The sequence below is a fragment of the Corynebacterium sp. HMSC064E08 genome, from assembly GCF_001811805.1.
In the GTDB taxonomy this organism is placed as follows: domain Bacteria; phylum Actinomycetota; class Actinomycetes; order Mycobacteriales; family Mycobacteriaceae; genus Corynebacterium; species Corynebacterium jeikeium_D.
This window is the reverse complement of sequence record NZ_KV806693.1, coordinates 296,019-314,599: the sequence shown is the minus strand read 5'-3', so window position 1 is coordinate 314,599 and position 18,581 is coordinate 296,019. Positions and strand designations below refer to the sequence as shown.

At 59.4% G+C, this 18,581-nt stretch carries 15 protein-coding genes; 7 read left to right on the top strand and 8 right to left on the bottom strand.

Annotation, left to right across the window (positions count from 1 at the left end; translation table 11 throughout):
- Positions 1 to 204 precede the first annotated feature (204 nt).
- The 4 genes from odhI to HMPREF2820_RS02935 all read left to right on the top strand — a co-directional run bounded on the left by odhI (position 205) and on the right by HMPREF2820_RS02935 (position 2,996).
- Positions 205 to 630 (top strand): oxoglutarate dehydrogenase inhibitor Odhl, encoded by a 426-nt coding sequence (gene odhI, locus HMPREF2820_RS02950; RefSeq protein ID WP_005511304.1) that lies wholly within the window; start codon positions 205 to 207, stop codon positions 628 to 630.
- 70 nt (positions 631 to 700) lie between these two features.
- On the top strand, positions 701 to 1,459 hold the full coding sequence (locus tag HMPREF2820_RS02945) for a transcriptional regulator FtsR (RefSeq protein WP_016422836.1): 759 nt from the start codon (positions 701 to 703) through the stop codon (positions 1,457 to 1,459).
- Between the two features lie 45 nt (positions 1,460 to 1,504).
- Positions 1,505 to 2,104, top strand: coding sequence for a bifunctional nuclease family protein (locus HMPREF2820_RS02940; RefSeq protein ID WP_048734014.1), 600 nt, complete (start codon positions 1,505 to 1,507; stop codon positions 2,102 to 2,104).
- Positions 2,105 to 2,492: 388 nt separating this feature from the next.
- Complete coding sequence (locus tag HMPREF2820_RS02935; protein ID WP_172620271.1) at positions 2,493 to 2,996, top strand: MerR family transcriptional regulator; 504 nt, start codon at positions 2,493 to 2,495, stop codon at positions 2,994 to 2,996.
- Positions 2,997 to 3,159: 163 nt separating this feature from the next.
- On the opposite strand, the gene HMPREF2820_RS02930 is transcribed toward HMPREF2820_RS02935, so the two are convergent.
- The 7 genes from HMPREF2820_RS02930 to gndA form a co-directional block, all read right to left on the bottom strand.
- The gene (locus tag HMPREF2820_RS02930) at positions 3,160 to 4,758 is read right to left on the bottom strand and encodes a vWA domain-containing protein (RefSeq protein ID WP_070437418.1); all 1,599 of its coding nucleotides are present in this window, start codon (positions 4,756 to 4,758) and stop codon (positions 3,160 to 3,162) included.
- Between the two features lie 97 nt (positions 4,759 to 4,855).
- Entirely contained in the window at positions 4,856 to 5,773 is a 918-nt protein-coding gene (locus HMPREF2820_RS02925; protein WP_070602671.1) for a 3-methyladenine DNA glycosylase, read from the bottom strand.
- Positions 5,770 to 6,984: a hemolysin family protein gene (locus HMPREF2820_RS02920; protein ID WP_070602669.1), complete on the bottom strand. Its 1,215-nt coding sequence runs from the start codon at positions 6,982 to 6,984 to the stop codon at positions 5,770 to 5,772. The genes HMPREF2820_RS02925 and HMPREF2820_RS02920 overlap by 4 nt, the downstream gene beginning before the upstream one ends.
- The gene (locus HMPREF2820_RS02915; RefSeq protein ID WP_016422831.1) at positions 6,981 to 8,366 is read right to left on the bottom strand and encodes a hemolysin family protein; all 1,386 of its coding nucleotides are present in this window, start codon (positions 8,364 to 8,366) and stop codon (positions 6,981 to 6,983) included. The genes HMPREF2820_RS02920 and HMPREF2820_RS02915 overlap by 4 nt, the downstream gene beginning before the upstream one ends.
- A gap of 3 nt (positions 8,367 to 8,369) precedes the next feature.
- Positions 8,370 to 9,704, bottom strand: a complete 1,335-nt coding sequence (locus tag HMPREF2820_RS02910; RefSeq protein WP_246822192.1) for a DEAD/DEAH box helicase — start codon at positions 9,702 to 9,704, stop codon at positions 8,370 to 8,372.
- A gap of 80 nt (positions 9,705 to 9,784) precedes the next feature.
- A complete protein-coding gene (locus tag HMPREF2820_RS02905) occupies positions 9,785 to 11,398 on the bottom strand; it encodes a bifunctional hydroxymethylpyrimidine kinase/phosphomethylpyrimidine kinase (RefSeq protein ID WP_070602665.1) in 1,614 nt (537 codons plus the stop codon).
- A 47-nt stretch (positions 11,399 to 11,445) separates the two neighbouring features.
- The gene (gene gndA / locus HMPREF2820_RS02900) at positions 11,446 to 12,897 is read right to left on the bottom strand and encodes an NADP-dependent phosphogluconate dehydrogenase (RefSeq protein WP_070602662.1); all 1,452 of its coding nucleotides are present in this window, start codon (positions 12,895 to 12,897) and stop codon (positions 11,446 to 11,448) included.
- A 105-nt stretch (positions 12,898 to 13,002) separates the two neighbouring features.
- On the opposite strand from gndA, the gene HMPREF2820_RS02895 reads away from it, so the two are divergent.
- Positions 13,003 to 13,566 carry a PaaI family thioesterase gene (locus HMPREF2820_RS02895; RefSeq protein ID WP_236659468.1) on the top strand — a complete coding sequence of 188 codons (564 nt, stop codon included), beginning with the start codon at positions 13,003 to 13,005 and terminating at the stop codon, positions 13,564 to 13,566.
- 92 nt (positions 13,567 to 13,658) lie between these two features.
- Here the strand turns inward: HMPREF2820_RS02895 and HMPREF2820_RS02890 are convergent, their stop codons facing one another.
- Positions 13,659 to 15,080, bottom strand: a complete 1,422-nt coding sequence (locus HMPREF2820_RS02890) for an NAD(P)/FAD-dependent oxidoreductase (protein WP_048734034.1) — start codon at positions 15,078 to 15,080, stop codon at positions 13,659 to 13,661.
- A 187-nt stretch (positions 15,081 to 15,267) separates the two neighbouring features.
- Between HMPREF2820_RS02890 and HMPREF2820_RS02885 the strand changes: the two genes are divergently transcribed.
- Together HMPREF2820_RS02885 and HMPREF2820_RS02880 are read left to right on the top strand one after the other, a co-directional pair.
- On the top strand, positions 15,268 to 16,722 hold the full coding sequence (locus HMPREF2820_RS02885) for a class I SAM-dependent methyltransferase (RefSeq protein ID WP_070602660.1): 1,455 nt from the start codon (positions 15,268 to 15,270) through the stop codon (positions 16,720 to 16,722).
- Positions 16,723 to 16,839: 117 nt separating this feature from the next.
- Positions 16,840 to 18,549, top strand: coding sequence for an FAD-binding dehydrogenase (locus tag HMPREF2820_RS02880; RefSeq protein WP_049170503.1), 1,710 nt, complete (start codon positions 16,840 to 16,842; stop codon positions 18,547 to 18,549).
- The last annotated feature ends 32 nt before the right edge of the window (positions 18,550 to 18,581 follow it).

Here is an 18,581-nt window from a genome sequence, read left to right as displayed (position 1 = left end):
ATTTCTCAGGTGACCGGCCTAGGTACACCCACAGAGAAAGCTCTCAGATGTCGGTATTTACGCATATCAATCATGTTGTACATACCCTGCTGGTGAGCTGCGTCACAACATGGTTGGGATTAGATAACAACACGAAAGCGGTTGGGGCGCTATTATCTAAAAAGTAACGAGTAAATCGCCCAAGGTTATCCCGGAGGGAAAGATATGACTAGCAATAGCGGCCAGCCAGAGGCATCGGTCGAGACCACCTCGGTCTTCCGTGCAGATTTGCTGAAGGAAATGGAGTCCAGCTCTAACACGGACTCCACGGTCTCCGGTGTTGAAGGACTTCCGGCGGGCTCGGCACTCTTGGTTGTCAAGCGGGGGCCAAACGCAGGTTCGCGTTTCCTGCTCGATCAGGCAGTCACCACCGCTGGTCGTCACCCGGACAGCGACATCTTCCTCGATGATGTGACTGTTTCCCGTCGTCACGCAGAGTTCCGCAAGAACGGTGACTCCTACGAGGTCGTCGACGTGGGATCGCTGAACGGTACCTACGTTAACCGCGAGCCGAAGAACTCCGCGGTTCTGGCTAATGGTGACGAGGTTCAGGTCGGTAAGTTCCGCCTCGTCTTCCTGATCGGTAACTAATTCGACATCGGTTAATGTCGACGCCTGTCGGCATTAACCCCTTATTTTTGTAAAGGCTCGGAAAAGACCAGTGGCAGCAGTACGCAAATCAGCAGTTTCGCAGCCGACTTCGTCGGAAAGCACTGCGAAGCAAGCACGCTCGGTGGGCAAGAAGAAGACCATCGGTGCTGTGCTGAAGGAAGTCAAGGTTGAGTTCCCTGATGTAACGCTGTCCAAAATTCGTTTTCTCGAGTCGGAGGGGCTGCTGTGCCCGTCGCGTAGCTCCTCGGGTTATCGTCGCTACAGCCAGGCGGACATTGACCGCCTGCGCTACATTCTCACCGTTCAGCGCGATAACTACTTGCCGCTGAAGGTTATTAAAGAGCAGCTCGACGAAATTGATGCGGGCAACGCTGGCGGCGACGGGCTGGCATCGGTCACTCCACTGGTGACGGCGGATCAGTTCCGCGAAGCCGCAGTGGTCTCGCTGACGCAGGCGGAGCTGGCAGAGCGCACCGGCGCTAGCGAGAAGTTCATCACTGAACTGGTTCGAGTCGGCCTGATTACTCCGGACACGCTGAACATGTTCGATGGCGATGACCTGCTCATCACTGAGACGGCGGTCAAGCTGGCTGAGTTTGGCCTGGATGCCCGCCACCTCAAAACTGTGCGTACCGCTGCGGCCCGTGAGGCAGATTTGGTGTCGCTCGCTGCTAGTCCGCTGAGTAAGTCGCGTGCGGCTAGCGGCAAGCAGAAGGCTGTGGAGATGGGCCGTGAGATGACTGCGCTGATGGTCACGCTGCACGGCACTTTGGTCAAGCGCCAGGTCAACAAGGACCTGGGGAAGTAGTCGGTAGTCCCGCGTAAATAGCGGCTCGCTACAATTATCGCTGTTATGGACGAAAAACTCGTAGAAGTCAAGTTTCTAGACTGGATGGCGCATCCTCCTGAGGACGATCCAGTGCTGCTCCTGCATGCCGAAGAGACCAATCGGATTATCCCGATTTGGATTGATTTGGCGACGGCGACGGAGTACTCCGCCCGTGAGACCGGCGCTACGCAGCGTCGCCCGGGCATGCATGAGGTCTTCGTCGATACGCTGGACATGGTGGGGCAGAGCGCCCTGCGCGGCCAGATTACGGGCGTGCATGAGGGCGTTTTCATCGCCAGCCTGGTGCTCGAAGGTGGCGCAGAGATTGATATGCGGCCCTCCGACCTCATCCTTATCGCTAGCGAGCTTGAGGTTCCGCTGTATGTCGCGCGTGATGTGCTCGACGCCACGTCGGTAGCGGCGCGTCTCGTCGCAACCAATGGCGGTTCGCTTGCCGACGAGTCGGAGACCGACTCCGTCGAGGCATCGGTGTCGGAGTTTGCGGAATTCCTCGACAGCATTGATGCTGACTACTTCGCCGAGCCGCATGGTGATGCGGAGGACAAGAAGTCTGATGGTGAAGCCGACGGTGGCGCCGATTCAGCTTCCGATGGCGACCGTTAAACGTGTGACTGGAGTGAATAACTGGCTACTTTTGGGGTAGTTGTGACGCTTATTTCCTCCGGCGTGTCGCTGAATGACCCCATAAAAGGGGTAACTTTTCGGAAGTTATAGTTTCATCCCGTCCTGCGGTTTTGCTCCCGGGTTGTGCTTGAGCTGGGGAAACTGCGGCTCCAAACTCTAAACCTTAACTTTAGGTTTAGAGATTCGGCGTGTCGTCCTGTGATGTATTGACAGCCGATTAACCTTGGCGAAAGATAAATAACGGCAGTGAAACTACCTCGGGAGAATTTATATGGTCGACGACAACAGCGGTTCGCTCTTTGGCGACAATGAGCTCCGTGCGTCGGACTCGCAAGAGCCGCGCGCGGTCCAGGAATCCCTGTTCGACATGGGGCCGGACGAGCAGGTTGGCTACCGCGTTCCCATCGCGTGTCAGGTAGCGGGCATTTCTTACCGCCAGCTGGACTACTGGGCACGCACCAAGCTGGTGGAGCCTTCTATCCGTACCGCCAAGGGCTCGGGTACCCAGCGTCTGTACTCCTTCCGCGACATCCTCGTTTTGAAGATTGTTCGCGGTCTGCTGGACACCGGTATTTCCCTGCAGAACATCCGTCTGGCTGTCGACCGCCTGCGCGATCTCGGAGTCGATGACCTGGCTACCATCACGCTGGTTTCCGACGGTCGCACCGTCTACCAGTGTCGCTCCAATGAAGAGGTCATCGACCTGCTCAACGGTGGCCAGGGAGTGTTCGGCATTGCTGTCCCGGGCATTATGAAGGAACTGACTGGCACCATCGCCTCCTTCCCGTCCGAGCGTATTGACGGTACTCAGGAGAACCCAGGTACTGGCATCGACGAGCTGGCTGAGCGTCGTCGCCGCCGCATCTCCTAACCGCCAACAGATACGGTAACCGCCAACGATACGGCTGGACAGCGGCGTCGCTGCTATGGCCTCCGTTCAAATAGCCGAAACAAACTAAACGAAAACCGCCTTCCACAACTGGTTCCGTCTTACCTCTCCCGAGGTTGGACCAGATGGAGGCGGTTTTTTCTACTTACTCCGTACCGATAGCCGCAGCCAACTGAGAGGCCAGGCCATCGCCGTAGTCAGCCGCAATGCGCAGAGAGCCAGTGGTCATATTTGCCACTTCCTGCAGCTCGGGGCTGGAGCTGTCGCCGTCGGGAAGCACGATGACCTCAATCGTTACCGGGCGGTCCGGGCTAATGAGTTCCTTAATCCTCTCGACAGACTCGGCGGCATCGGCGCCCGAGGCATCGCGACCAGAGGTGAGCACGACGAGACGGTTCGGCTTGTCAGGGGAGTAGGTGTCGCGGGCGGCCTGGTAGGCATCGATAAGCGCTGGCCAGAACTGTGCCTCACCACCAGCCGGAAGTTCGGCCAGCGAACCCTTTACGGCGTCCGCGCCGTTGTTGGCCTCGTCATCGGGCGCGGGAAGTTCCGCGAGGCGGTTCACCTCAGGTGCGAATGTCCACAGGCCGTAGCGGCCACCAGGTGCCGCATCGATAGCGCCGGTCAGTGCCGCAGACAGCGCCCCAACATCGACGCCCTCGGAGGTATCAGCGAGCAGGAGCGCCGAACCCATCGCAGTTGCGGGCTGTTGCGCGTCCGGCTGCTCCAGTGCTGGCGGCAGCGCAAAAGAATCCGTCTGAATCTGCGAGAGCACTCCAAAGTTCTCTGCTACTTCAGGGCTGAAAGTGCTCTCAGCAGCTTCGCCGTCGGCGCCATGATCTGCTGCGAAGTTCCGGAAGTCCTCGGCCGCGCGAGCCGTGTTCTCGTCGATCTTGCCGCCGGAGCCAAAGGTGACAACTGGCGCGTGCAATTGGGGTGCATCCGCTGGGGAGACCAGCTTCAGCCCTTCGCCGGCCATCTGCAGCATGGGCTGGGTCGCGGCCACGCCGTCGAAGTCAGCGACATTCTGGCTGAGCATGGTCAGCAGGGTATTGGAGGTGTAGACCTCACCCAAGTCTGCGCGTTCGCGAGCGACATCCGGGCCACCGCCAAGTCGAGCACTGATCACGGCCGACAGCGCCGCATCGGAGCCACCGGGGGCGGCCACGCGCAATCCTGCAAGCTCTTCCCAGGTGGCGTTGTTCAGCTGGTCAGCACGATTGGTTGTGAAGGCCACGCCGCTGGCAATCGGCGGCAACCACGTCTTGGGGTTGTTGACCTTGACCTTGTCTGAGTTCTTCGCCCGGTCAACGAAAGAGATATCGGCGGGAATCCATACGCCCGGAGTCATAATTCCGGTACCGGCTTCATCCGCAGCGGGGTCCTCCGGAGCTCCCTCATCAGCTTCAGCACCGCCAGCCTCAGTCAGGGCGTTCACAACCTCCTGCGAGCCCGCCACCGTAATCTGTGGCCGCACACAGAAGTCCCTCACCACGGGATTCGACTCGCCATAGTCCTGCACGAGTTTCTGTGCCGAGCCCACCGCAGCAGGATCAGCGGTCACCACCAGCGTCAGGTCACCCTTCGTGCACCGTGCACGGTCAGCATCAATTGACGAATCGTTGCTCTTGCGCAGATTAACCCAGGCAAAAACCGCAGCCACCAGAACAATGACGACCAAGACGGCAATAAAAGGCCCCTTAGCCACTCGATAGTTGTTCTCACCCGAGGCGTGTCGTCCCATGTCGTTCTAGCCCTTTCTATGCTGAGTGTGCTCGGCACTGTCGACTCGCAGCAGACCTCGTCGTAAAGCACAAACGCGCACGTCACTCCTGCCAACTTTACTGCGTGGACAAGGCGACATCTACCACTTCGAGAAGACGGCCGCGCAGAACATCGGCACGCGCACTGAGCTCACGCTGGCGACGGACGTACTCGGCCTTGCCCTCGGGCGTTTCGATGCGAATGGGCGCAAAACCCCAATCCTGCAGATCGTAGGGAGCGGCGCGCATATCCAACTCACGGGCACTGCACGCGAGCTCGAAAGTACCCAGCCATAGGTCGCCGGGGACCGCCTCGCCGAGCTTGGTCGCCCATTTATACAAGTCCATGTTGGCGTGCAGACAACCCATCTGCTCACAGTGCGGCTGTGTCTCGCGCGTCGGTGCAAACTCGTTGAGCGGCACGGCGTCGGGCGTGAAGAAACGGAAGGCATCGAAGTGCGTACACCGAACCGTGTGGGCCTCGACGACCTCGTCCGTGCCTGCCTGACCAAGCCGCAGGGGCTCCGGATGACGATGCTCGGGCTGGCGATATACCATCGCCCATTCATGCAAACCAAAGCAGTCAAAGTGCGCCGGATTCGCGCGCGTCGAACGCAACAGATTGCCGATGTACGCCACCGTCGTACCTCGCTTATCGACGTACGCCGAAACATCCATGCGTGCTGTCCCCGAGGCGGTATCGGTGGGGTCCTTGCTGGCAGGACTGTCTGTAGCGTCGTCTGTGTCGAGGGTAAAGAACTTCAGGTGACTGATGTCCTTGGCTGTCGCACCGGGAAGATCTACGCCGATGCCCGGTGACCAGCGGCGGAGCTGGCCGGGCTTAACGGGGTAGTACTCGAAGATGAAGTCCCAGACCGGGTGACGCTGGCCGCGACTGCGACGGGACAGGTGATCGCGGGTCAGGACATCGACGCGGGCGATATGCCTTGCTTTGGCTTCACGCCAATCGAAAGACGAATCGGGCGTAGGCGTCACTGCTGTCGTCCCTGCGTGCTGCCCGATCGGGTCCGGGGCTGGTTCACTGTCGAGTGCTGCTTTGGCGCACCGCTGCGACGCGGGGAAACCTCGTGGGTCCAGTCGCGCACGACACCGACCTGCTCCTCGATGAGGTCCTCCAGAGCCACGATGCCGATCTGCTCCGCGCCGGAGAAAGCACCGGTCTTCGGAGCGATGCTTGCCGGGGCGTTTGCGCGCAGGTGCGGCTTTGGCATGCGAGCGCGTACAGCCACTGCCATGTGGGCGCTGTAGCGGCGCATGATGCGCAATCCCTCATCCAGCGTGGCATCGATCGGAATCTCAATCATCGGGCGAATCTCGTCATCGGGGATGGCTGTCTCTGGGCCGGAGGCAGGATCCATGACGCGGTCGAGGACATCTTTCACGTGAACATAGCCGCGGTACTCGTTGGGCTCATTGTTGGCCGCAGCGACGGGGAACCGGGAGAAACCAGTTTCGGTGACCGCCGTCTCTAGGTCGCCCACAGTCGGTGCGGTGGGGAGGCGCCGAATTTGCTCGTGCGGAATCAGTACCTCCTCAATGGTGCGCGTGGCCGAAGCCAGTGTGCGACGAAGGCGGACGTGCTCCTCGCTGTCAAGGAGCCCCTCTTGACGAGACTCCGCAATCATCGATGCCAACTCAGTGGAATCGACAGTGGTGTCGAGCTCATCGCGCTGCTCAATGCCGAACAGCTTCAGCGTATGGCGAGCCATCCAGTTAAACAGCAGCAACAGCGGCTTGGTCAGGCGGTAGAAGACCATATGAACCGGAATAAGCAGCATGGCCATCGTTTCCGGGCCTGCCAGCGCGATATTCTTCGGCACCATCTCACCGAGCATGATGTGCAGCACTGACACCAACATCAATGCGATGGCAAAGCTCAGCGGGTGCAGCAGCGACTCCGGAATACCCATCGCCTGGAAGGGAGCTTCCAGCAGATGTGCCAGCGCCGGCTCAGAGACCTTACCCAGCAGCAGCGAGGCAATGGTGATGCCCAGCTGTGCGGCGGCGAGCATCATCGACAGGTGCTCAGAAGCATTGATAACTGTGCGTGCGCGCTTCTTTCCCTGAGCCAGCAGCGCTTCCAAACGGTCACGGCGCGCAGCAATAAGTGAGAACTCCGCGCCCACGAAAAACGCGTTGACCAACAACAAGAAGAAAGTCAGGAGGATTCCAAACCAGTCACTCATAGGTTGAACATCTCCTTAGCGCGCTCGTTGGTAACAGGAATCAAAATGGCACGGTCCACGCGGCGGTCATCCATCGCCAGAATGCGGGCGTACCAGCGTCCGGCGATACCCGATTCGAACTCGTCCATGAAGTCGCGTTCGGTCTCTGGCAGCAGGACGACGTCACCGACCTCCGGGATGCGACCGAGCGCAAACATAATCAATCCACCGAGCGTTTCGAAGCTACCTTCTGGGGCGAAGTATCCGACCTTGGTCGGCAGCTCGTCGGTACGCACAAGGCCAGAGCAGTTCCAGCCTTCGATCGCGCGTTTGACTTCCTGCTCGGATTCCTTGTCGTCGTACTCATCCCAGACCTCGCCAAGAATTTCCTCGACGACATCCTCGATGGTGACAATGCCGGCGATGCCACCGTACTCGTCCGCGACCAGCGCAATCTGCGAACCTGCCGAACGCACGGCCTCCAGTACGGCATCGCCGTCCAGCGACTGCGGCAGCGTCGGCACAGGCCGTGCAATCTCCCGCATGGTGGTGGTTGAGCGCTTCGCCGCAGGCACCGCAAATGCGTCCTTGACGTGGACAACACCGACAGTGGCATCGAGGTCCCCGTCAGTAATGGGGAAGCGGGAATGCCCCGATTCGATAGCGACAGCCAGCAGATCCAGCGCCGTGTCATCGACATCGAGGGAGGTAATCGTCGACCGCGGCGTCATTAGGTCCTCCGCCGTCGTTTCACCAAAGCGTAACGACGACTCGAGTACAGCGGCCTTCGACTCATCCAATGCCCCCTGCTCCGCAGAATTACGTACCAGTGCTTCCAGCTCCTGCGGGGAACGCGCCGAAGCCAACTCATCCGCCGGTTCAATACCGAGCTTGCGCACCAGCCAGTTCGCCGTGGCATTCAGCGAATGGATGAAGTAGTGGAACACCCAGTTAAACGCCATCACCGGACGAGCCGTAACTCGCGCTACTGCCAACGGCTCTGTAATCGCGACATTCTTTGGCACCAATTCGCCGTAGACCATCGACAACATCGTGGCCACAATGAGCGCAAGAATCAGTGCGGTCGGTCCCGCGGCGGACTCGCTGAGCCCCATCCAATGCAACATCGGTGTGAAGTACTGCGCCAGCACCGGTTCCGCGAGGAAACCAGTTGCCAGTGTCGTCAACGTAATGCCCAGCTGTGCACCGGAGAGGTGGAAGGACAGTCGATTATGTGCCTTGTGAACGGCCTCAGCAGGCGCATCCGCTGAACGGGCGCGGTCGGCGTCAATCGTAGACCGCTCCAGTCCCGTCAGCGCGAATTCAAACGCCACAAAGAGGCCGGTGCCAGCGGTTAGCGCGATAAAGCCGACAACCGCGACAATATTGAGAACAATATCCACTGATTATCTCTTCTTCTTTTTCCCTCGCTTGGGGCGGTGTACGCGACCGCCAGCACGATTCTTTCCGCTTGCCGACGGACCGCCGCGCCCGCGGTAACCGGCACCACTAGCACCGCCTGTCGATTGGCTCTGATTTTGACGAGCCCGGCGCGGACGTCGTGCGCCCAGTTCCTTGACAAATCGCGGCAGTCCCGGAGCGGCACGCAGCTCTTCAGCTTCAACGCCGGCCCCTGACAGCAGTTCGCGGGCCTGATCAACCTGGCGGTCACGCACAATCATCGCTACCGTGCCGGAAGCACCTGCACGAGCCGTCCGACCCGAGCGGTGAATATACGTCGCGGAATCCCTTGGCGGATCCGCGTGCACAACCAAGTCAAGAGCATCGATATCAATGCCACGAGCGGCCACATCCGTGGTGACGAGGACATTGATTTCACCCTCGGCAAAGGCCTTGAGGACCGCGCGACGAGTTGCCTGGCCACGATCGCCGTGGAGGAAACCTAACTTGATGTCGTAGAACTGTAGAAACTTAGCCAGCTGCACGACACGCGCCTTAGAGTTGGCGAAGATGACGCACTGATCCTTGCGGGAGGCAATCCAGGCGACCACTTCGTCGGCTTCGTTGTTGTCCTCCACCCGAAGTAACAGATGCCGCATATTGCGCATGGTCAACCGGGAGGCAGTGACCTTGTGCTTCGCAACTTCAGTGCTACTTGCGCGACGATCGCGAATAAGCCCCGCGGCGTCGTCGTTAATCGTGGCGGAAAAGACCATGCGCTGTGCCGACTTCGGGCACGCACGGACCAGGCCCAGAACATCGGGCAGAAAGCCCATGTCAGCGAGCATGTCCGCTTCGTCGACGACGACAGCGAGGACGTGCTCAAGGCTGAGTAGACCGCGGCGGCGCAAATCGTGTGCGCGACCCGGTGTGACCACAGCGATATCGACTGGTGCCGCGAGCAGAGTCTGCTGCTTGGCCACGGAATCACCGCCGACCAAGCTCAAGACACGCAGACCTGCAGCGGCACCGATGTCAGCGAGGACATCAGCAATCTGATCTGCGAGTTCGCGCGTTGGCGAAATAATGAGCGCGCGCGGGTAGCCGGGAAGCGCTGGAGAGGCGTTATTGAGTAACGCGACCAGCGGAATGCCGAATGCGAGCGTTTTGCCCGAGCCTGTAGGGGCCTGCGCAAGAACGTCCTTGCCAGCGAAAGTATCTGGCAAAGTCGCCACCTGCACGGCAGTAGGCGAAGTTATGTGCTGGGCACGCAGAATACTCACAATCGCTTCCGGCGTGCCCAACTGTCTGAAATCACTGGACTCAGCAGGAGGGGGCATGCTTGTTAGAATACCGCTATCCCCGGACTGCCATGCAATAGGCACGTCCGGTGAGCTTGAAAACTACCGTCCCATGAGATTTACCAACCGCGACCCGGTTGCGCATAGGCCTCGCGCTCAAGAATGGCGGCTCGACGGAAGATGTTGCGGATGGATTTGAGCTCCGCATCGCTGGCCGTGGACATATTCTTTTCAAGGACCTCGAGAGCCTGCTGAACACTGTCAACATACTCGGGGTCGGAATACACCTCCACCCAGTTCGCGATCGCGGAATCCTCATCAACCAGCGATTTTCCTTGCAGAGTCAGCTCGGTTGCAATCCACATTTCGACGACGATACTGGTTACGGCGACCCGATATGGGTTGAAAGCGCTACAGGAAGAATGCACGTCCAGCAAAAGCTGCGTGATGGTTGTCGGCTCGATGTCCTCGAGCGCCGAAGAAGTCTCTTCCAGCGCGTTATTGCTCAATTCCAACGCACGCACCAGGGCTTCCTGTGCGAGTGACGACCACAGAACCTGTTCCTTAGCGCAGGGTGCTTTGGTTGCCAGATGCGACAGGACTGGGAAAACTTGGTGCAAGTACCAGGCCTCTTGCGCTACGAAGAAGTTGGTTTCGTCCGAGGAAAGGTCGCCGCGGAGCATCGTGGGGACGCTGAACATTCCGCCAATCTCGGCAACGATGTCCTCGATGTCCCGCCACAGCTGGGAAGTAAAGGGGCCCGCCGGAGCAATCTGGAGTGAGTGGCCGAAGAAAGATTCCAGCTCCTTCGGCGGCTGCTCAGTGTCAGTGCCTTCGATGGCCTCCGGGTAAAAACTGGAGTTCAGATGCACTGGTTGCATTCGGCGAAGCGCGACCTTTTCCAGGCGACGAGCCCTGTGGCCGTGGTCAATGGGGCCGTGCCCCTGGCCGACGTTGAGGTTATCCGCGAAACGAATGGACTCGCTGAGCCAGCGCGTAGTCCAGCGCAGGGCATCATTGATCGCAGAGCCCCCACCAATCCGTGTGGCTAGAGCTGCGGACAGCGAACAACCCGTGCCATGGGTGTTCTCAGTGTGAATGCGGGGAGAAGAGCTGAAGAAAACCTGGCCATCGGGGAAGGCCACGGCATTGCCGGCTTCCTCATCACTTAAGTGACCAGTCTTTGCAATCACGATGACATCGTTTTTGCTCGCGAACTCCAGCGCCTGCTCAATCAGCTCAGTGAAGTCGCTGGCCTCCGGGGCGTCGGCAAGCAATGCCAGTTCGGGAACATTCGGCGTGATGACGGTGGCTTCCGCGACCAAGTCACGCATTGCGTCCATGGCATCTTCGTCAAGCAGACGGTCGCCAGAGGTGGCGACCATAACCGGATCGAGAACAACCACGGCTGGCTTGGTCTCCCGAACCCAGTTGGTGACGGCCTGCGTGAGTTCGCGTGAACCCAACATGCCAATCTTCACCGCGTCGATGGTGACATCCTCGGTCACAGCAGCCAGCTGCTCGACGAGGAAGTCAACAGGTGGGGTGTGGACGGCACGAACGCCTACGGTGTTCTGAGATACCAAAGCGGTGACCACGCCCATGCCATAACCACCGGCGGCGGCAATTGATTTTAAATCGGCATGGAGTCCAGCCCCACCTGTGGGGTCTGTGCCGGCGATGGAAAGAACTCGTGGCACAAAATCAGGCTTTGTCTTCTTGGGAAATGGCATCTCAGACCCCTTTTAACTTCAAGAGTGTGAAGCGATGAACTTCAACACTACGCTTCAACCTCGGAGCGGTCGCCAGACCAGAGGGTGTGGAAAGCGCCCTCGCGGTCAACACGCCGGTACGTGTGCGCACCGAAGTAGTCACGCTGCCCCTGAACCAGCGCTGCCGGCAGACGCTCCGCACGCAGGCCGTCGTAGTAAGCCAGCGAGGAGGAGAACACCGGAGCCGGGATACCCATCTGTGCGGCAGTGACGACAACGTCGCGCCACGCGTCGAGGCACTCGGTGACCTGGTCACGGAAGTACTCGTCGAGTACCAGCGCCGGCAGCTCCGGATTGCGGTCGTATGCTTCCTTGATGCGGTTCAGGAACTGTGCGCGGATGATGCAGCCACCACGCCAGATGGTCGCCAGCGCACCGCGGTCGATTTCCCAGCCGTACTCCTTGGCGCCAGCGTTAATCTCATCAAAGCCCTGCGAGTAGGCAATGATTTTGGAAGCGTAGAGCGCCTTACGGACGCGCTCCACAAAAGCATCGCGATCTTCCGGTGCCTTAGCCAGGCTTCCCGACGGCAGGTTGCGGGCAGCCTCACGCTGAGCAAGGGAAGACGACAGGGCGCGAGCGAACACGGCCTCGCCAATACCAGTTACTGGAATGCCCAAGTCCAAAGCGGCCTTGACCGTCCAACGGCCGGTGCCCTTCTGGCCAGCAGCATCAACGATGACATCCACCAGTGGCTTGCCTGTCTTCTCATCGACCTGAGAGAGGACCTCAGCGGTAATCTCGACCAGGTAGGAGTCCAGGTCGCCCTTATTCCACTCGCGGAAGATATCTGCAATCTCGGCAGGAGTGAGGCCAGCGGCCTCACGCAGCAGGTGGTAGGCCTCGCCGATGACCTGCATATCCGCGTACTCGATGCCGTTGTGGACCATCTTTACAAAGTGGCCAGCGCCATCGGAGGAAATGTGAGTACAGCACGGAACGCCATCAACGTGAGCGGAGATGGACTCCAGCAGCGGGCCGAGGGACTCGTAGGACTCCTTCGTTCCACCCGGCATAATGGATGGGCCAGTCAGAGCACCTTCTTCACCACCGGAAATACCAGTGCCAACGTAGTGCAGGCCACGGGCGCGAATAGCCTTCTCGCGACGGATGGTGTCCGTGTAAAGAGAGTTACCGCCATCAATGATGATGTCGCCGGGCTCCATCACGTCGGCAAGCTGATCGATGACCGCATCGGTAGCGGCACCTGCCTGAACCATGATCAAAGCGCGACGCGGGCGCTCCAGCGAAGCGACGAACTCTTCAATGGTCTCGGACGGGATGAATGAGCCTTCATCACCGTGTTCAGCGATGAGGGTGCGAGTTTTCTCCGGGCTGCGGTTGTACACGGCAACGGTGTGTCCCTTGTGGGCGAAGTTGCGTGCGATATTCGAGCCCATGACGGCGAGCCCGACGACACCAATTTGTGCGAGTTCATTGTTATCGGTCATGCCCACCATCTTAAAGCCTGGCCGGGGTTCGTTGTATCTGGGACTCAGAAATTGTTACTGCTTTTAACATTGAAACTGCCACGAGTGATGGCGTGCGCTGGCACAATGTTTGGCATGACTGACGAGACTATTGCGAATAATGGCAGTTCACAGGACTCTAACTCTGCAGCTTCCGCCGCCGAGCAGGCGAAGAGGAAGGCGCTGCGCGATTATATGACACTGGCGACGAAGGCTAGCCAGGAAGCGCTGAGCGATGAGGAGCTGGCTGTTTTTAACAGCACCTTGGGCGATAACGGAATCGGCGGTCTAGATACCTTGCTGGGCACGAAGTTTGTCCATGTCGGGCCGGAGCGAATTCAGATGGAGCTCGAGGTCGGGCCCGACCACCTGCAACCGTGGGGCCTAGCTAATGGCGGTGTTTATTGCTCGCTAGGTGAGACTGCTGGCTCTATTGCTGGTTTCGTTGCCTGCGGTGCGAAGAAGCCGGTCGTCGGTGTGAACAACAACACCGATTTCTACCGCTCCGCCCGGGCTGGCGAGGTAATCGTTACCACGGCGGAGCCAGAGTACCTGGGGCGCACCATGCAACTGTGGCGCATTGAGCACACCCGCAAGGCAGATGAAAAACTGTTGGCCCGCACCAACCTACGAATTGCGGTACTCGACAAGCCGCTGTAGCAAATCGTTATAGGTGGTAACGGGCCTGGTAGGAAGCTCGCAGGTGGCTTGTCGTGATTAGCTGTTTTCTAATCTGGCCACCTGCAAGTTAACTACTTGTTCCTTTTTGCGCGGTGCTCGCGGCGAGTGTCGCGAACCTCCAGCGGCAGATCCTGCTCAGCCTTGTCCTTGTTGAACTCGGCCAGGCGGTCGATGGCGTTGCGTGCGTACATCTGCTGGCGGGTGGAAACCATCTGCCAACGGTTGCGATCCAGGACGTTCAGGCCCCAGCTGACGCAGGAGACGAGGCGGTTGCGGAAGCCCACCAGGAACATCAGGTGGACGGCCAGCCACAGAATCCAGCCGATGAAGCCGGTAACCTCAACCTTGCCCATCTTCACCACTGCGGAGAAGCGGGAGACGGTTGCCATGGAGCCCTTATCGAAGTACTCGAACGGCTGACGCTCTGCGACATCGCGGCCGTCGGCCTCAGCTGCAATGTTGGCGGCGACGTACTCGCCACCCTGAATAGCGACCTGAGCAACACCCGGCAGGTTCTCGCGGTTGGACATGTCGCCCACGACGTAGACGTTCTTGTAGTCACCAGCTGTCATGTCCTCGTTGACAACGACACGGCCAGCGCGGTCGGTCTCGGCGCCAGTCTGCTCGGCAATCATCTTGCCCAGCGGGGAAGCGGACACGCCGGCGGACCAAATCTTGCAGAACGACGGGATGAACTCCTCGGTTCCATCCTTCATGTTCTTGTAGGTGACGCCCTCTTCATTGACGTCAGTCACCATCGCGCCCAGCTTGACGATGACGCCCATCTTCTCCAGGGACTTCTGAGCCTTGCGGCCCAGACGCTTGCCAAACGGCGGCAGAACCTGCGGTGCGCCGTCGAGCAGGACGACGCGTGCAGCGTGCGGGTTGTAGCTGCGGTAGGACGATGCGAGGGTGCGGTTAGCCAGCTCGGCCAGCTGGCCAGCAAGCTCAACACCGGTCGGGCCAGCGCCGACAACAACGAAGGTCAGCAGGCGCTCGCGCTCAGCCGGATCGTCGGTCAGCTCGGCGCGCTCAAACGCGCCGATGATGCGGGCACGGATTTCGAGTGCGTCGTCGATGTTCTTCATGCCCGGAGCAAACTCGGCAAAGTGATCATTGCCGAAGTAGGACTGGCCAGCGCCAGCGGCAACCAGGAGGTGGTCGTATTCCCACTTGGAAGTCTGGTGACCCAGTTCCGAAGTCACAACCTGCTTTTCGACGTCGATGTCGGTGACATCGCCCTTGACAACACGAACGTTCTGAACACCGTCGAAGATCGTACGAGTGGACGGAGCGATTTCGCCCGAGGACAGGATGCCCGTTGCTACCTGGTAGAGCAGTGGCTGGAACAGGTGGTGGTTAGTGCGGTCGATGAGAGTGACGTCGACCTCGGCGCCCTGCAACTTCTTCGCCGCGAACAAGCCACCGAAACCCGAACCGATGACGACCACGTGCGGGCGTCCGGAGTGCGGGCGGTACGGAGTCTCGGTCATGTATTTTCTCCTCACAGACTTGAAAGTTCTCGAAGTTTTAGATTCGGCTTTTAGCCGGCAAGCCACAATAGTAATCCTCTCGGTGCGCCACCGCCTATTCTGGGTCCCTGCGCGGTAGGCTTCGAGAGCAAACTCAGTTCGTTATTCGTACCTTTATGCGGCGCGATTGTTAGGAGGTTCGGGCAGGGTGAATTCGGCAAGCCGACAGGCAATTGACGCAGAGCGATGGCCTCGGGTTGCGCGTATTCCAGAGGGGCGTTTCCTAGCGAAACGTGCCGAAATGATGGAACGCTCTTTTGAGCGGCTCTGCCAGGACAACGGCATTGAACTGGTCGAATCCGGTGAGTTTGTCGGAGAGTCCTTCATTACTCGGTCGACGGGTGACGCCGATTTGGCTATCGACGGAGTCGGTGGTGCCAGCTCTAGCAGCGGCAGTGAATCTCCCACTAGTTCTGAATCGTTTCGTCCAGTCATTTTCAGCGTCATTGATCCTGTTTTCTATTCTCGACTAGCTGATTCAGAATGGCTCGGATTGGGGGAGGCCTATCTCGCGGGCGAATGGTCCAGTGATGATTTGCCAGAGCTTCTCAGCCGACTGCTCAGCGCCGAGCTTGATATTGCTTCGTTGGGGCCGCTGGCACGTGGTCTGATGAAAGTCGCGCGTTCACGTCCGCGTCTCGATGGGCCAGATATGGCGGGAGAGTTGCCGACCTCATTGCTGGAGCTCTATTCCGGCGAATTGCTGATGGGCGGTTCCGGCCTGTTCGCCTCCGGAGTGCGAACCTCGTCGCGGGAACAGATTCAAAACTATGCCCGTGGTGCTGGCAAGGGTGGGGTTCCCTCGCACTGGTCAGTTGACGTGACTTATGTCGATGCCCCGAAATCCGTCGCGCGTGCCGATTTTCTGCATGCTCAAGTGCGCAATATTGAGCACATCCTCGATCTGGCTCGAGTCCGGGCCGGAGACCGTGTCGCCGAATGGCCGTCGGCAGGCGGAGAAATTGCCCTTCGAGCTGCAGAAAGGGGAGCGGGCGCGGAGGTTATTACCGTCTCTGATGACCACACCGAAACGGTGCTGGAACGGGTGGAAAAAGCCGGATTGCGCGGCGCGGTCGATGTGATCCAGATGGATCGCAACATTCCGTCGCCACGCGAATTCGAGTCCGACTTCGAGGCGGTTATCAACGTCGGGCGTCTGGAGACCTTCGGTCGTGCAGGTGCGCTGCGCTGGCTGAAGAGCGCCGAGCGTCTGCTTGTCGACCGCGGCACCATCGTCGTCCAAATGGTGGTAGCGACGGACAAATTCGATGCGCTCGCCGAGCGCAGCTTGGACCTCGTACGCGCTTACGTGTGGCCGCAGCTGCAGCTTTTCACCATGGAAGAGCTGCGCAAGATGGTGGACCGGGAAACCGGCCTGCGCATCGCGGCGGAAGAGTACATTCCGGCGCACTTCGCGACGACCTTGCAGCTCCAGCGAGATTTCTTTGCGGCGCATGCGCGCGAAGCCGCTGGTATCGGCTACGACAGAGTGTTCCGGAGGATGTGGAATTACTATCTGTCGCTGTTTGAAGCGCTCGTGCGCGCAGAGAAAGTCACGCTCGTACAGGTCGAGCTAGTGCATGCGCCACGTAGGCCTCACTAGCAGTGGGCAGCTCCGGGCGCGTTGGAAATTCGCCGGATAAATAAAGCCTGTAAAAATAAATCACGTTTTTAGGCAAAACCACCTCAAGGGCGATGTTTAGGGTCTAAAAACGAAACTATGAACGCACAGAGCACCACACGTACTGCAGACATTGTTGTCGTCGGCGCCGGTCTTGCCGGATTGGTCGCGACGTATGAGGCCACGCAGGCCGGCAAGAAGGTCATCCTTGTCGATCAGGAGAATGCCAACAACCTCGGCGGACAGGCTTTCTGGTCGCTGGGAGGAATCTTTCTCGTCGACTCGCCAGAGCAGCGTCGCCTCGGAGTCAAGGACAACCGCGAGCTCGCTGAAGCTGACTGGTTCAACTCCGCGCAGTTCGACCGCGAGGAAGACAACTGGGGACGCAAGTGGGCCAAGGCCTACCTGAACTTCGCGGCAGGGGAGAAGCGTGACTACCTCCGCAATCTCGGCGTGAAGTTCCTGCCTGTCGTCGGGTGGGCTGAGCGCGGTGAAGGGCGTGCCGACGGTCACGGCAACTCGGTACCCCGATTCCACCTCACCTGGGGCACAGGCCCCGAAATCGTCCGCGTATTCGCAGAGCCGGTCGCTGAGGCTGCGAAGAAGGGGCTGGTGGAATACTGCCATCGCCACCGCGTTGACGAGGTGATTGTGGAAGATGGCCGCGCCGTCGGCGTGCGTGGCAAGATTCTGGTTCCCTGTGAATCTTTAGAGCGAGGAGTGGCGTCGTCACGCGAGGAAACAGGGGAGGACTTTGAGATCCGCGGGTCGGCCGTGTGCATTGCGACGGGCGGTGTTGGCGGCAACCTGGAAGCCGTGCGTAAGTGCTGGCCGACCGAGCGCCTGGGCGAGATGCCGAAGGACATGGTCTGCGGTGTGCCAGAGCATGTTGACGGCCGTGGTATCGAGATTGCAGAGCAGGCCGGCGCAAACCTCGTCAACCGTGACCGCATGTGGCATTACACCGAGGGCATGAAGAACTGGAATCCCGTGTGGCCGAATCACGGTATCCGTATCATCCCGGGGCCGTCGGCCATGTGGTTCGACGCAGAAGGAAATCGCCTGCCAGCGCCATATATTCCGGGCGCGGATACTGTCGGCACGATGAAGCACATTCTGGCCACCGGACACTCGTATTCCTGGTTTGTGCTGAATAAGAACATCGTGGGCAAGGAGTTTATTTTCTCTGGCTCAGAACAGAATCCGGATCTGACCGACAAGGAGATCAAGAAGCTGATTGGCAAGGTGACCTCTGGTGTTGCCGCACCTATTCAGGCATTCATGGATAACGGCGAAGACTGGGTGGTTGCCGACGATCTGCCAAAGCTGGTCGAGGGGATGAACGAGATTGTGGAGGCGAGCTCGGGCGGGGAGTCCGGAGCCGCAGCGCCGAAGATTGACCTGGAGAAGCTCGAGGAGCAGATTCGTCAGCGCGACATGCAGACCGGTAATCCCTTCTCTAAGGACTACCAGGTCAATTACGTCAACGTGGCCCGGAACTTCCTCGGGGACAAGATCATCCGCTCCGTGCCGCCATCACCGATTTTGGATCCGAAGAATGGCCCGCTGATTGCTATTCGTCTGCGCATGCTGACCCGCAAGACGCTCGGTGGCATCGAGACCACTCTCGACGGCCAGTGCTTGCACCCGGACGGAACACCTTTTGAGGGGCTCTACGCTGCAGGCGAGGCCTCTGGATTCGGTGGCGGCGGCGTTCACGGCAACAACGCGCTGGAAGGTACATTCCTGGGCGGCTGTATTTTCAGTGGCCGCCAGGCAGGCCGCGCGATGGCGGAAGTGGTTAAGTAGCTACCGCATACCGCACGGCTCGGTGGAAGAAT